Below are 13,976 nucleotides of genomic sequence, written 5' to 3'. Positions count from 1 at the left end.
CGCGGTAAATCCTGATGGCTCGTTCAATGTCACTGTTCCTGCCAATGACACCACATACAGCATCACTGTTAGCACAACGGATGATGACCTATTTGAAGGCCCTGAGACCTTTACGTTGTCCGGTGCAACTGCCGTACAGACCACGCCAGCAGAAGGCACAGGTACGATTGTTGATGATGGCAGTGGCCCAGGTCCCGATCCAGATGATGATCGCCCAACCGTGGCATCGATTAGCTCAACCACCGTCAACGAAGGCGATCCTGCGACACTTGATGTGACCATGAGTAATGCGAGTACAACAGATACTGTTGTCAGCATGACGCTCGCCGATGGCACAGCAGACGGTGGCGTAGATTACACCGATACACAGGTGACGATCACTTATGCGGACAACAGCACTGAAGTTGTCGCGGTAAACCCTGATGGTTCCTTTGATGTCACTGTTCCTGCAATGGATACGACATTTAGCGTTACGATGGAAACACTAAATGACGATATCTATGAAGGTGATGAAACATTCACACTATCGGGTTCGACGTCTGTTCAAACTACGCCTGCGGTCGGTACGGTAACGATAGATGATGAAGCGGATAGACCAAGCGTTGCAGATATCACAGATATACAAGTTACCGAGGGTGAGGACGCGACCTTTAATGTCACATTAAGTAACGCAAGTACGGTCGCGATTTTAGTCAGCATGTCACTACTTGATGGAACCGCTTTAGCAGGGGATGATTTTAATGCGACATCTGTGACAATTACTTATGCCGACAATACGACCGAAGTGGTCAATGTGGCACCTGATGGAACGTTTGATGTCTCAGTTCCTGCAAACGATACGACATTTAGCGTTACGGTTAATACTCTTGAAGATCAAGTTTATGAGCAATCAGAAAACTTCACGTTGACTGGCGAAATCCAAGGCCAAAATGTCGCAGCTTCAGGTATTGGTACAATTCTTGACGATGACAACACACCTCCAACCGTAGAAGATTTCAATATCATTATTGATTTGAATAACCCCGGTGAAGATGCGTTGATTGATTTTGGTCCTTATGCGCAGGACTTGGAAGATGACTTCGATCCTTTCGATGATAAAGAAACCAGCATTTGCATCACGACGCTCCCTGAGTATGGGTATCTTTACTACTTTGATGACCAGAATAATGAGGTTGTACTCGAAATAGGAGATGTTATCCCTGAATCAACAGAAGTGCGTTATGCGCTTACTGAAGACTTCTTCGACGAACAAAGTTTTGATTCACAAGACTTGTTGGATGAGTTTGATAAAGACTTTATCGCGGACACTGTTGACGTTAATGGCTTGAGTTTCTTTGGTGGAACTATCGATAGCAACGGAGATTTTGTTAACAACGCTCAAATCAAAGTGGACTTTGCAAACCAACAAGTTGGTTTGGTTGTTGTTTCTCCCGGAGAAACAGGACAAGGTGATGAGATCAGTACTAGTGAGTTCATTGCGATTGAGCTAGATGAAGGCCTCGAGGCCGAAGAAGCTCGCCTCGACCTAGCGAGCTTAAATGACCGCTTTAATAGTGGAGCTGCTTGGATCAATGTTTATTTCTACATGGATGGTGTCCTAGCAGAAACGCAGGTCATTCAAACCTCTGACATTGTGTTTACCGGTAATCAAGAAGGTTTTGCCACAGTGGCTATTACTAACGGTAGTTTCGACGAAATTCGCTTGTTCCCAGAGACGAACAGTGCGAGTGACAAAGCGAGTTTTACTCTCGTCGGTACTCAGATTACCAGCTTTAATAATGTGAACGACTCCTTTGATTACAAGGCAATAGATTCAGATGGTCTCACCAGTGCCGATTCTGCAACCGTGGATATTGATTTTACCAATGTGTCTGTTGATGCAGTCGAAGCGTTTGGTATTCAAGTGGGAGCGTTGCAAGTTAATACTATTCAAGGAACTGATCAGAATGACAACTTAGTCGGAACGGACAGCAATGACATCTTGAACGGTGGACTTGGAGACGATGTACTCACAGGTGGTGGGGGTAACGATGTATTTAAGTGGACAGAAATGGATACGGCAACAGATACGGTTACCGATTTTGAAAGCGGAGATTCATTAGACTTTACGGACTTGTTTGATGACGTGAGTGAGAGTGATATATCTGTTCTGCTAGATGACCTGAGTTCTGGTGACTATGCTGGGCAGGTTGACGATATCTCAGTTTCTGTGACGGAAGATGGTGGAAATTCAACATTGACCATCAACAAAGATGGCCAGCAGCTTGAAGTTAACTTTGACGGCGCGTCGGCGGCTGATATCGCAAACAGTATCATCACCAACCTCGAGCAATTGAGAGAATAAAAAAACGGAGCGAAAGCTCCGTTTTCTTTTTGAGTTGGTTTTAATCAGCGATTATAGAACTTTACACGCAAAACCTTTAAGGTAGAAACCTTCTGGGTAGGCCGTATCCGTTGGGTGGTCGGCTGCTTGTTCAAAACGCTCTACAAACTTAACTTGGCGGTTTGCATCTACTGCGGCGTCAGCAATGATTTTTTGGAACAGAACTTGGTCCATTAAGCCTGAGCATGAGTAGGTCAATAGCGTGCCACCTGGGTTTAGAATTTGCATCGCCAACATGTTGATGTCTTTGTAGCCACGACATGCACCGTTTAGCTGTGCTTTACTTTCTGCAAACTTCGGTGGGTCCATGATCACAACATCGAACTTCGTACCTTGGTCACGGTATTCGCGTAGTAGTTTGAAAACATCTGCGTTTAGGAACACAGCGCGTTTTTTCGAGATATCAAACTCGTTCAGTTTTGCGTTGAACTTAGCAGTGTCTAGAGCTGGTTGTGATACGTCCGCATTGATAACGCGTTTTGCGCCGCCTTTTAGTGCGTACAGACCAAAACCGCCGGTGTAAGAGAAACAGTTCAGAACTTCTTTGTCTTTCACGTACTTCATCGCTTGTTGGCGGCTGTCGCGTTGGTCTAGGTAGAAACCCGTTTTATGACCACCAACGATGTCTACGCTGATTTTTACGCCGTTCTCTTCAATCACCACTGATTTTGGTGGCTCTTCACCGTGCAGTACGCCAGTGGTTTCTTTCAAACCTTCTTTCTTACGTACCGCGACGTCTGAACGCTCGTAAACGTTGCAGTCTGGGAAACACTCAACCAAAGCATCAACAATCGCTTGCTTGTTGTATTCTGCGCCCGCACTTAGAAGCTGGCACACAAAGAAGTTTTGGTAACGGTCGATGGTAACGCCAGGCATACCATCAGACTCAGCCGCGATAAGACGGTAGCCAGTTAGGCCATCGCGCTCGATGATGTCTTCACGAAGAAGCTGAGCGTTGTTGAAACGCTTAACGAAGAAGGCTTTGTTGATTTCTTCTTTTTCAAAACTCCAGATACGAGCACGAATTTGAGAAGCTGGAGAATATGCCGCTTTAGCTAGCCATTTTCCGTCGTGAGTGAATACATCAACGGTTTCGCCAAGAGCAGGTTCGCCCTCAACTTTACTGATGCCTCGAGAGAAGATCCAAGGGTGCTTGCGCTTAACCGATTTCTCACGACCTTTAACCAAATAGATAGCAGCTGTCATTTCTTTAGCTCTTGTTGAATTTTGAAAGGGGCGTATTGTCCGGGATGTTGCCCGCAAAAGCAATATCCATCGACAATCCAATCATTTGTAGAGGCTTTAATTATAAACTGATGAGTGGAGTAACGGATGGGTTTTCCAGATACAAAAAAGGGCCACCGAAGTGCCCCTAGTTACTCGTTTAAGCGATTAAGCTTTCAAGCCAGTCAGTAGCGACTCCATAGTGTCACTTTGAGCTCGAAGCTGCTCGACGTTTTGCGACGTTGTGCTGATCATCGTACATACATTGTTTGCTTGTATGCGAATCTCTTCAACGCTTGATGCGATATTGTCTGCCACGACACCTTGCTCCTCAGCTGCTGTCGCAATTTGAATGCTGCTGTCTGAGATAGTTTGGTTCTTGTCTGCTAGTGAGCCAATCTCGTGGTTCACTTCAGCCATCAGAGTTTGGCCTTCGTTCGCATTGTGAACCGTGACTTCCATCAGTTTAGTCAGTGATTGGCTGTTACGTTGTAGCGCTTCAATCATTGCTTGAATCTCAACTGTCGCTTGTTGAGTGCGGCCTGCAAGAGCGCGAACTTCATCAGCAACAACCGCAAAGCCACGACCTTGTTCGCCTGCACGAGCCGCTTCAATCGCAGCGTTCAAGGCAAGTAGGTTAGTTTGCTCAGAGATACCGTTGATGGTTGTTACCACTTCATCGATTTGAGCTGCGTTTGCATCTAACTCTTCAACTGCTTGAGATGCCGATTGGATCTCAGTAGAAAGGTTCGAGATAGAGTGAAGGGTATTTTCCACTTTCACCTGACCTGATTGCGCGACGCTGCGAGCATCATCAGTTTGTGTGCTTGAGTCATGAGCCAGCGTTGCCACTTCACGAATTGTGGAAGCCATCTGTTCTGTCGCACTTGCCAGTGAGTTAAGGTGCTCTTGTTGAGTATTTGAGATCTCAGAGCTGTTGTGAATCGAAAGGTTAAGGTCAGAGCTGATTTGCTGCATCAGCGCTACGGATTCTTGAATCGACTGAACCATCTTTTGTTCGCGATCCGCTACTTTGTCGATAGTAATCGCGATTTCGCTGAACTCATCACGAACACGGAAGAAATTCATACGCGCTGTTAGATCACCATCTGCCAGCGTATTGAGCGCTTTGTTCATCGTAAACATCGCACCACCGATGAAAGTCATGATGTAGTAAACACCAATCGCGATAATGAACAGAGTCACAAGAATAATACTGACTTGCGCTGTAGAAAGTGCGGTCCATAAAGACTGCTCATGGTTTGCAACTAGGCTAAATGCGCCATTCAATACAGAAACAGAGTCTGGGCCAGTACCAAGGGTAATTGTCTCTGAGCCAGCAATAAGGTTTGCAACTTGAGATTGCGAAAGGTTACCTGCCTCAATAAGTCCCTTCATTAACATCAACTCTTCCTGATACAGACCAGAAATCATGGCGTCAGCGGCACTATTCAGGACTAAAGTGAGAATGACTAATGCAAGAAGAGGAAGGAAGAAGAGTAAATAGAACTTTTCTTGAATTTTTAAATGGATGAGATACTTATCAATCCAACGGAAGGGAATTTCTTTCATAATTATTATAACCATATAAAAACCCACTATCCTTAGTGGGGTAAATAGACGCAATTAATATATCACTCAAATATAGGGAGCGGTATACGGATGGTACTAAAGTGTGAGAAGTTTCTGATAGTAGGTCACGTACAAGGGGTAGGATTTCGATACCACACATCGCATCAAGGATTGAAGCTCGGTTTAACGGGGTACGCGAAGAACTTAAACAACGGAGATGTTGAAGTGATTGCCTGTGGTACAGAAGAGCAAATTGAAGCGTTTTCGAAGTGGTTAGAAGAAGGACCGCGGACAGCGAGTGTGGACAGTGTCACTCAGGAAAGTGTGTCTTACAAACCTTTCCGCGGATTTAAGATCTTATAGCTTTATAAACTGTCATTTTGTAAGTGGTATTTTTAAACCAGAGCCTTACAAACATTTCGCTGGTTTAGGAAGGCCTGCCAATTTGGTTGCCTGTTTCGCTGGGCCTTTCTTAAACAGTTTGAACAGGTACTTGCTGTTACCTTTCTCAGGGCCGTGCGCCTTTTCCATCGCTTTCACAAGCATTCTTACCGCAGGAGAGGTGTTGAACTCCTCATAAAAATCACGTACGAAGTGAACCACTTCTAAGTGCGCATCGGTAAGTTCGATCTCTTCATCTTTTGCTAGAAGCTCAATCATGCCTTCTTCCCACTGAGTGTGGTCAAGTAGGTAGCCTTGAGCGTCGGTTTCAATTTCTTTGCCGTTGTAAACGAACATAGCTTTGTTTCCGCTAAGTAACCATTGATACGTATAGGGTAGCGTAGAGCGAAGCTTAGACTCAACAAAAGAATCTTTTAAGGCTTCTGAGCGAAGTAAATTTACACAATTAATACCAGATAAAGAAAGTCACGGTAGAAGAGGTTAATTGCGCTGACTATTCACAATAATGTAAATTTATTCATCTCGTTAGAAAATTCTCGGGGTGAGTATCTGTGTATTTGCATTTTTACCCAAAGTTATTCATTTCTTATTGTCTTTTTTAATGACTTCATATGCTTAAGTGAGGCGTTGACAAACAATGACTCGCTTACGACGTTGTGTTTGTTCTCATGGGGCGATACTCTCTTGGTTTAATAAGTGACCTGTGTTCAGGTTAGAATCCAAAATCATGACAAGGAGTTAGTCGTGTCGAAACAACGTTATATTGAGATTAACGATAACGTCAAATCCACTTGGTCTATCGAGCGTATTTGGAAGCTCGCAGAATCTTTACCCGTAGAAGAAATTGCAATTGATGATATCAAAGGCCCGAATGAGGTGACTTGGTTTAGTGAAGAGGGGCCGCTGCCAACCTGTCGTGAAATAGCGAAACATTGCCAACGTATCAACAACGCCGATTTGTCCTATCCCGTAATATTAACCAGTGATTATCGAGTCTTTGATGGCATGCATCGAATTGCCAAGAAAATCATGTTGGGAGAGGAAACCATCCAAGTGAGACGGTTTAGAGAAAATCCAGAGGCTGACGAAGTTATCGAGTTGACGGTAGACCAAGCATAACAAACTGAATTACTTGCAAAGAAAAAGCCCGAAGTAGAATTTCGGGCTTTTGAGTTTTAATTCAATCTAACGAATTAGTCGTCGTTCATGATGCCTAGGATGCTTAGTAGGCTGATGAAGATGTTGTAGATTGAAACGTATAGCGTAATCGTTGCAGAGATGTAGTTTGTTTCGCCGCCACGGATGATGCCTTGAGTGGTCATCAGAATTGCCATGGTAGAGAACACAATGAACAAGCTGCTAAGTGCTAGATGCAGAATAGTTGATTGGATGAAGATGCTCGCAATCATACCTACAACTAGAACGACAAATAGTGACAACATAAGGCCGCCCATCATAGATAGGTCGCGCTTAGTTGTTAGAGCGTAAGCAGAAGCTGCCATGAATGACAGAGCGGTACCGCCTAGTGCTGTTAGAACAACGTCGCCCATACCAGCACCGATGTACATGTTTAGAATTGGACCAATGGTGTAACCCAAGAAGCCTGTGAATAGGAATGTAAACACTAGGCCCATGCTGTTGTTACGGTTTTTCTCAGTCAGGAATAATAGACCGTAGAAGCCAACCAACATCAGGATGATACCTGGACGCGGTAGGTTAAATGCCATAGACACGCCAGCCACAAGAGCTGACCATAGTAGAGTCATAGAAAGTAGTGCATATGTATTACGCAGTACTTTGTTGGTTTGTAGAGCACTCTCTTGAGTAGTAGTGCGAGAAAACATAGGACTGTTCATAATCTTCCTCTATAAGGGACTGTCTTATCTTTAATATATAGACATATATGGGCCCGATAGTTCAAAAAATCAAGCCCGCCACATGTATATCTAGAACAAAATAATAATAGAAATAATGTGTTATGTATGTGGCAACTTGTAACACAATATTACCGCCTTGCATAGCGAAGAAAGGCTTACTATTCAAAGCTCTGAAGCCCAGCTCACGAAGTAGGTTGCAAGATTGCGCGAATTTACAACATCTTGAATCAACTGGATTTTCGTAACATGAGTGAATGTCGACCAGTTAAGCAAACAAAAAGCGCTGATTTTGATGTCAGCGCTTTACAATTTTAGCTATGTATCTAAGTTTTAATGGTGAAGGATTTGAGCTAAGAAGTTCTGGGTTCGATCCGATTGCGGATTCTCGAAGAAGTCGACAGGGTTGTTCTCTTCGATGATTTCACCCGCATCCATAAAGATAACTCGGTCAGCCACTTCTTTAGCAAAACCCATTTCGTGCGTTACACACAACATGGTCATGCCTTCTTCTGCCAGTTCAACCATTACATCAAGAACCTCACGCACCATCTCTGGGTCGAGTGCCGATGTCGGCTCATCAAATAGCATTACTTTAGGGCTCATACAAAGAGAGCGGGCGATCGCCACACGTTGTTGCTGACCACCGGAGAGCTGCCCCGGATACTTGTCGGCTTGATCGGGGATCTTAACGCGCTCTAAGTACTGCATTGCGATGGCTTCGGCTTCTTCTTTTGGCATTTTCTTCACCCAGATAGGGGCAAGCGTACAATTCTCCAAAACCGTTAGATGAGGGAAGAGGTTAAAGTGCTGAAAACACATGCCCACTTCACGACGAACCGCCTCAATGTTTTTCAGGTCTTCTGTAAGTTCAGTGCCCGATACATAGATGCTGCCGGCTTGATGCTCTTCGAGACGGTTGATACAACGAATCATGGTCGATTTACCTGAGCCCGATGGTCCACAGATAACGATTTTTTCGCCTTTCTTTACGTCTAGGTTGATGTTCTTTAGTACGTGAAACTCACCATACCACTTATTCATGTCCTTCAACTGGATCATATAATCTTGTTGTTGCGTCATAATACGTCCTTGATCTTAGTGAGTTATCGTTTGTGACCGGTATGCAGTTTGTTTTCAAGCCATATCGAGTAACGCGACATGCCAAAACAGAATACCCAAAACACTAACGCGACAAATACATAACTTTCGGTTGCGAAGCCTAACCACTCAGGGTCGGTATTCGCAGCTTGTCCAATGCCCAGCACGTCAAACATACCAATAATAAGCACAAGACTGGTGTCTTTAAAGAGACCGATAAAAGTGTTCACAATAGAAGGGATAGTAATCTTGAGTGCCTGAGGCAAAATGATCAGTCCCATCTTTTTCCAGTAGGTAAGGCCGAGTGCATCTGCGGCTTCATACTGGCCTTTCGGGATCGCCTGCAAACCACCACGTACCACCTCTGCCATATAAGCTGCACTGAACATGACCACACCGATTAGCGCACGGATGAGCTTGTCAGTTTCTGAGCCTTGAGCCAAGAACAGAGGCAGCATTACCGAGGCCATAAACAGAACGGTAATAAGCGGAACACCACGCCACACTTCAATGTAAACAGTACAGATACTGCGGATGATCGGCATATCTGAACGTCGACCAAGAGCTAGGGCAACACCAATTGGAAGTGAAACCACGATACCAACAAGTGCGATGATCAACGTAACTAATAGACCACCCCATTTGTGTGTCTCAACGACTTCGAGACCAAATACGCCACCATAAAGCAGTGCGGCAATAATGAATGGGTAAATGTTTACGAAGAACAACCAAATCCAAATGCGTTTTGGTGTTTTCTCGTAAGCGAGTAGCACTGTAAAAATAGCCAATGTGATGTAGAACAGACGAGGGCGCCAGAGTTCAGCTTCTGGATAGAATCCATACATGAACTGTTCCCAACGCACGCTAATAAAGACCCAACATGCGCCTTCGCGTGTACAGTCATCTCTTGTTGTCCCGACCCAATCAGCATTGATGAATGCCCAATCGACGATATTCCAGAGTGCTGAGAATACGATGTAAGCCAGAATCAGCGTCACAATCGAGTTGATTGGTCCATTGAATAGATTTTTTCGTAGCCAACCTACGACACCAACCGTGTTTGCTGGCGGCGGGAGATCTGGCTGAAATTGATGTGTACTCATATTATCTCTCCACCAGTGCCACTTTACGGTTGTACAAGTTCATCAACGCTGAAGTAATCAAACTCAACGTCAAGTAAACGCCCATGGTCATTGCGATGATTTCAATCGCTTGTCCGGTCTGGTTCAACGTGGTACCGGCGAATACAGAAACCAGATCTGGATAACCAATCGCCATCGCCAAAGAAGAGTTCTTGGTGAGGTTCAAGTATTGGCTAGTAAGAGGAGGGATGATGATACGTAGTGCCTGAGGAATCACGACTAGCTTAAGCGTTTTTGTGCGTGGTAAACCAAGTGACATTGCTGCTTCAGTTTGACCATGACTCACTGCGTTAATACCAGAGCGAACAATCTCAGCAATGAACGACGCGGTATAGACGCTCAATGCCAACAGAAGCGCAGCCAGCTCAGGAATGATGCTGATGCCACCTCGGAAGTTAAAGCCTTTTAACTCTGGATACTGCAAAGAGATCGGCATACCAGCAAGGAAGTAAACCACTAAAGGAAGCCCAACAATTAATCCAAGCGCAATTCGGCCCATTGGCGTTTGTTGACCTGTTAAACGTTGCTTGTTGTTTGCCCACACGTTAACCAAAACCGTCGCAATGACGCCAAAGATAAGTGCAGCGATAACTAAACCGCTTCCTGCTTCCATCACAGGCGCTGGGAAATACAATCCACGAACGTTCAAGAAGATCGCTTCACCAAGGCTCATACTTTGTCTTGGTGATGGGAGCGCTTGAAGAACCGCGAAATACCAGAAAAAGATTTGTAGAAGTAGTGGGATATTTCGGAACGTTTCAATGTATACCGCAGCTAATCGACTCACCAACCAGTTGGAAGAGAGACGCGCGATACCCATAACAAAACCAATAACGGTTGCGAGGATAATACCAAGCACAGAAACCAGTGCGGTATTAAGAAGGCCAACGACAAAGGTGCGTCCATAAGAGAACGTTTCGTCGTATTCGATAAGAGTCAGGCCGATCCCAAAGCCTGCTTCTTGATTAAGGAAACCAAAACCTGTTGCGATACCACGCGCATCAAGATTGGTCAGTGCATTGTTGATGATTGTGTAAAAGAAAAATACCAGTGCGGCTACGGCAATGATCTGGAAAAGTGCGGAGCGAAAGGCTGGATTGTAAATCAGGCTCTTACTTCCGCTTGGTTTGGACATCGTACTTGGCGATGCATCATTCGTCGGTTTCATACAGCGATAACCTCAAACCCTTATTTATAGATTCACTCACGAAAAAGGGCGGCATAAACCGCCCTGTGATAATCGTTGTATTAGCGGATTGGTGGCGCGTACATGAAGCCGCCTGCATTCCATAGTGCGTTTACACCACGAGAAATTTTCAGAGGCGAACCTGTACCAACCGTGCGCTCGAAGCTCTCACCGTAGTTACCGACTTGCTTGATAACTTGATAGCCCCAATCGTCACGGATACCTAGACCTTTACCTTTAGGACCGTCCACACCAAGAATACGTTTGATGTTTGGATCTTTCGATTTCAACATCTCATCTGCGTTCTTAGAGGTAATGCCGTACTCTTCTGCGTTCACCATCGCAAATAGAGTCCACTTCGCGATATTGAACCATTGGTCGTCGCCTTGACGTACAACAGGACCTAGTGGTTCCTTAGAGATGATCTCAGGAAGAACGGTAGCAGAAGAAGGGTCTTTCAAATTCAGACGTAGCGCGTACAGACCAGATTGGTCAGTAGTTAGTACGTCACAGCGGCCAGCATCAAAACCTTTAGAAGTTTGCGCAGCAGTATCAAATACCACTGGTTTGTATGCCATGCCTTGGTTACGGAAGTAGTCTGCAAGGTTTAGCTCGGTTGTTGTACCTGATTGAACACATACTGATGCGCCATCAAGCTCTTTTGCACTTGAAACACCAAGGTCTTTCTTAACCATGAAACCTTGACCGTCGTAGTAGTTCACGCCGACAAAGTTCAGACCAAGAGCCGTATCACGGTGTAGTGTCCAGGTGGTGTTACGTGAAAGCACATCGATTTCACCCGATTGTAGTGCAGTGAATCGTTCTTTCGCGGTTAGGGGCACATACTTAACTTTCGTTTTATCCCCAAGAACGGCTGCAGCCAGTGCTTGGCAATATTCTACGTCGATACCTTCCCATTCACCTTTTGAGTTAGGGTTTGAGAAACCAGGTAGACCGGTACTAACGCCACAAGTAATAAAGCCTTGTTTTGTGACTTTGTCCAGAGTAGTGTCTGCTGCTTGAGCTGAAGTAGCCATCATGGCAGTAGAAGCCGCTACGACGGAAGCAAGAACTGTGAGTTTATTTGCCATTTGTATCCTTCCTGTATGATCCATGTTAAATCAGGAGCGACCTGATACAACGTGTCCTATTCATTTGTGTTTTCGTCCTACGTGATTGATTTTAGAAGAAACGGTCATCGTCAAATCAATCAGTTATAAGCGTAGGAAAGGATCTGCTAATTCTCAAATATATAATTTAAAAAGAGTTTTGGAGAGAAGTCACAACGTTCCTTGCGATTTAGAATGACGAAATGTTAATTGTTTGTAAATAGTGCAACTAATTGTCAGATTGGTGCATCAGAACAATCAACAAAAGATGGATTAAAACAAGAGGATAATAATTTGTTATTAAAAGTGTCATTAGTGTAGGGTGGCTATGTAAGCCGAAAATTTGAACAAATATTATTTGTGAAGTCGAAACAAGGTGAAGTGATTGCCCCATTTTTGGTAGCATGAATTTCGATAGTTATTTGAAGTGATCATGGATTGAAATGCGATATTTTCCTCTGTTCTTAGATTTAGTGAATAAACCCGTGCTGGTTGTCGGTGGCGGAGAAGTGGCGAGCCGCAAAGTTGAGGCGTTACTTAAGGCTGGTGCTGACATCACCATCGTGTCCCCAAGTCTTGTCGACTTTCTTGATAAACTTGCTCAAGAGCAGCAAGTGCATTGGATTCAACGTTTTTATTCAAGTGACCTTGTCACAAAGTCTTTCATTCAAGTGTGGGCAACCACAGATAACCCAGAATTGAATCATCAGGTTTATAAAGACGCCAAAGAGTTGGGCATCTTAGTCAACGTTGTAGACGATAAGCCTTACTGTGATTTCATTACGCCTTCAATGATTAATCGCGGACGCATTCAGATAGCTATCTCGAGTGGAGGCGCGTCTCCTGTACTGATCCGTAATATTCGAGAAAAGTTAGAAGCGATTCTGCCGCAAAATATGGGACTGATGGCGGAGTTTGCTAATTCAAAACGTAACTCGATTAAAGAAGCGCTACCAAGCGTCGATCTACGCCGTAAGTTTTGGGAGAACTATTTCTCTCATCCTGAAGTAGAAAACGCGCGAGATAATCGTGAGCTTGAAACCATCTATCAAGAAACCATGGCAAAGCCTCTGGATGAAACGGGAAGCTGCACTTGGATTCAAGTGGGTAAAGATGTAGAGATGCTGCCGATCAAGGCTGTACGATACATGCAGCAAGCAGAATTGGCTCTTTACTCAACCAAATGCGAAGCAGATGTAATGGAGCTGGTAAGAAGAGATGCGGAACGTGAGGCATTTTCTAGCGCAACTGAACTCTCTGACATGCTTAGAAAGGCCAAAGAAGAGCAACTTCGTGTTTGTGTATTCATCCCTCAAGGAACAAGTGAGTTTTCTCTCCTGCAAGGACAGGACCTTGTAATCTAATAAGAAGCGTACGTTCATAGCTTCTTGCAATAGTTAGAGGTTCAAAACAGACATACAAAAACGCCGACGAACACTTCGCCGGCGTTTTTTATTCCACTGTTCTCATTCTCATCATTAAGAGAATAGGAGAGCGCAATTAATCACGGAAGTTGTTGTACTGAAATGGGATACCCATCTCTGCTTCACGGATCGTTGCAATCGTCGCTTGCAAGTCGTCACGTTTCTTACCCGTTACGCGCAGTTTGTCGCCTTGGATAGACGTTTGAACTTTAAGCTTCGCGTCTTTGATTAGTTTAACTAGCTTTTTCGCTGTAGGCGTATCAATACCTTGGCGGAAAGCAACGTTTTGGTGCCAGTTCTTACCCGTCGCTTCTGGATTTTTTGCATCCATAGCGTTCGCATCAATGTTACGCTTTGCCAAGTGGCTACGTAGGATGTCACGCATTTGCTTAAGCTGGAACTCGCCTTCTGCTGACACTTTTACATTTTCTTCTACTAGCTCAAAGCTCGCATTCACATTGCGGAAATCGAAACGAGTAGACAGTTCACGGTTAGCGTTATCAACCGCGTTACGTAGTTCAACGGTATCGATTTCTGAAACAATATCAAACGATGGCAT

At 44.6% G+C, this 13,976-nt stretch carries 13 protein-coding genes; 4 read left to right on the top strand and 9 right to left on the bottom strand.

What is annotated here, in order from left to right; translation table 11 throughout:
- The coding region (locus VCHENC03_RS12360; protein WP_009706145.1) for a calcium-binding protein at nucleotides 1-2,344 on the top strand (2,344 nt) is incomplete at its 5' end.
- A 51-nt stretch (nucleotides 2,345-2,395) separates the two neighbouring features.
- Here the strand turns inward: VCHENC03_RS12360 and VCHENC03_RS12365 are convergent.
- Together VCHENC03_RS12365 and VCHENC03_RS12370 are read right to left on the bottom strand one after the other, a co-directional pair.
- Entirely contained in the window at nucleotides 2,396-3,589 is a 1,194-nt protein-coding gene (locus VCHENC03_RS12365) for a class I SAM-dependent methyltransferase (RefSeq protein ID WP_009706144.1), read from the bottom strand.
- Nucleotides 3,590-3,775: 186 nt separating this feature from the next.
- Complete coding sequence (locus tag VCHENC03_RS12370; RefSeq protein ID WP_009706143.1) at nucleotides 3,776-5,179, bottom strand: methyl-accepting chemotaxis protein; 1,404 nt, start codon at nucleotides 5,177-5,179, stop codon at nucleotides 3,776-3,778.
- 90 nt (nucleotides 5,180-5,269) lie between these two features.
- Between VCHENC03_RS12370 and yccX the strand changes: the two genes are divergently transcribed.
- Nucleotides 5,270-5,542, top strand: a complete 273-nt coding sequence (gene yccX, locus VCHENC03_RS0125915) for an acylphosphatase (RefSeq protein ID WP_020197443.1) — start codon at nucleotides 5,270-5,272, stop codon at nucleotides 5,540-5,542.
- Nucleotides 5,543-5,587: 45 nt separating this feature from the next.
- Here the strand turns inward: yccX and VCHENC03_RS12375 are convergent, their stop codons facing one another.
- Nucleotides 5,588-5,917, bottom strand: a complete 330-nt coding sequence (locus VCHENC03_RS12375) for a TusE/DsrC/DsvC family sulfur relay protein (RefSeq protein ID WP_005443942.1) — start codon at nucleotides 5,915-5,917, stop codon at nucleotides 5,588-5,590.
- A gap of 408 nt (nucleotides 5,918-6,325) precedes the next feature.
- Between VCHENC03_RS12375 and VCHENC03_RS12380 the strand changes: the two genes are divergently transcribed.
- Nucleotides 6,326-6,700, top strand: coding sequence for a chromosome partitioning protein ParB (locus VCHENC03_RS12380; protein WP_009706141.1), 375 nt, complete (start codon nucleotides 6,326-6,328; stop codon nucleotides 6,698-6,700).
- A 74-nt stretch (nucleotides 6,701-6,774) separates the two neighbouring features.
- On the opposite strand, the gene VCHENC03_RS12385 is transcribed toward VCHENC03_RS12380, so the two are convergent.
- The 5 genes from VCHENC03_RS12385 to VCHENC03_RS12405 form a co-directional block, all read right to left on the bottom strand.
- Nucleotides 6,775-7,437, bottom strand: a complete 663-nt coding sequence (locus tag VCHENC03_RS12385) for a Bax inhibitor-1/YccA family protein (protein ID WP_005443944.1) — start codon at nucleotides 7,435-7,437, stop codon at nucleotides 6,775-6,777.
- Between the two features lie 351 nt (nucleotides 7,438-7,788).
- Entirely contained in the window at nucleotides 7,789-8,538 is a 750-nt protein-coding gene (locus VCHENC03_RS12390; protein WP_005443945.1) for an amino acid ABC transporter ATP-binding protein, read from the bottom strand.
- Between the two features lie 23 nt (nucleotides 8,539-8,561).
- The gene (locus VCHENC03_RS12395; RefSeq protein WP_005443946.1) at nucleotides 8,562-9,659 is read right to left on the bottom strand and encodes an amino acid ABC transporter permease; all 1,098 of its coding nucleotides are present in this window, start codon (nucleotides 9,657-9,659) and stop codon (nucleotides 8,562-8,564) included.
- Between the two features lies 1 nt (nucleotide 9,660).
- On the bottom strand, nucleotides 9,661-10,866 hold the full coding sequence (locus VCHENC03_RS12400; protein ID WP_009706140.1) for an amino acid ABC transporter permease: 1,206 nt from the start codon (nucleotides 10,864-10,866) through the stop codon (nucleotides 9,661-9,663).
- Nucleotides 10,867-10,946: 80 nt separating this feature from the next.
- Entirely contained in the window at nucleotides 10,947-11,975 is a 1,029-nt protein-coding gene (locus tag VCHENC03_RS12405; protein ID WP_009706139.1) for an amino acid ABC transporter substrate-binding protein, read from the bottom strand.
- A gap of 461 nt (nucleotides 11,976-12,436) precedes the next feature.
- On the opposite strand from VCHENC03_RS12405, the gene VCHENC03_RS12410 reads away from it, so the two are divergent.
- Nucleotides 12,437-13,357, top strand: a complete 921-nt coding sequence (locus VCHENC03_RS12410) for a precorrin-2 dehydrogenase/sirohydrochlorin ferrochelatase family protein (protein WP_009706138.1) — start codon at nucleotides 12,437-12,439, stop codon at nucleotides 13,355-13,357.
- A 136-nt stretch (nucleotides 13,358-13,493) separates the two neighbouring features.
- Here the strand turns inward: VCHENC03_RS12410 and VCHENC03_RS12415 are convergent, their stop codons facing one another.
- The gene (locus tag VCHENC03_RS12415) at nucleotides 13,494-13,976 is read right to left on the bottom strand and encodes a YajQ family cyclic di-GMP-binding protein (RefSeq protein ID WP_005443962.1); all 483 of its coding nucleotides are present in this window, start codon (nucleotides 13,974-13,976) and stop codon (nucleotides 13,494-13,496) included.

Origin of the sequence: Vibrio sp. HENC-03 (assembly GCF_000305755.2) — a bacterium.
In the GTDB taxonomy this organism is placed as follows: domain Bacteria; phylum Pseudomonadota; class Gammaproteobacteria; order Enterobacterales; family Vibrionaceae; genus Vibrio; species Vibrio owensii.
The sequence above is the reverse complement of the archived record's forward strand: the minus strand, read 5'-3'. Positions and strand labels throughout refer to the sequence as shown.

Excerpts from the sequence above, each read along its gene's own strand:
- VCHENC03_RS12365 (WP_009706144.1), bottom strand. The coding sequence starts at position 3,589 with ATGACAGCTGCTATCTATTTGGTTAAAGGTCGTGAGAAATCGGTTAAG.
- VCHENC03_RS12370 (WP_009706143.1), bottom strand. The coding sequence starts at position 5,179 with ATGAAAGAAATTCCCTTCCGTTGGATTGATAAGTATCTCATCCATTTA.
- yccX (WP_020197443.1), top strand. The coding sequence starts at position 5,270 with ATGGTACTAAAGTGTGAGAAGTTTCTGATAGTAGGTCACGTACAAGGG.
- VCHENC03_RS12375 (WP_005443942.1), bottom strand. The coding sequence starts at position 5,917 with ATGTTCGTTTACAACGGCAAAGAAATTGAAACCGACGCTCAAGGCTAC.
- VCHENC03_RS12385 (WP_005443944.1), bottom strand. The coding sequence starts at position 7,437 with ATGAACAGTCCTATGTTTTCTCGCACTACTACTCAAGAGAGTGCTCTA.
- VCHENC03_RS12390 (WP_005443945.1), bottom strand. The coding sequence starts at position 8,538 with ATGACGCAACAACAAGATTATATGATCCAGTTGAAGGACATGAATAAG.
- VCHENC03_RS12395 (WP_005443946.1), bottom strand. The coding sequence starts at position 9,659 with ATGAGTACACATCAATTTCAGCCAGATCTCCCGCCGCCAGCAAACACG.
- VCHENC03_RS12400 (WP_009706140.1), bottom strand. The coding sequence starts at position 10,866 with ATGAAACCGACGAATGATGCATCGCCAAGTACGATGTCCAAACCAAGC.
- VCHENC03_RS12405 (WP_009706139.1), bottom strand. The coding sequence starts at position 11,975 with ATGGCAAATAAACTCACAGTTCTTGCTTCCGTCGTAGCGGCTTCTACT.
- VCHENC03_RS12410 (WP_009706138.1), top strand. The coding sequence starts at position 12,437 with ATGCGATATTTTCCTCTGTTCTTAGATTTAGTGAATAAACCCGTGCTG.
- VCHENC03_RS12415 (WP_005443962.1), bottom strand. The coding sequence starts at position 13,976 with ATGCCATCGTTTGATATTGTTTCAGAAATCGATACCGTTGAACTACGT.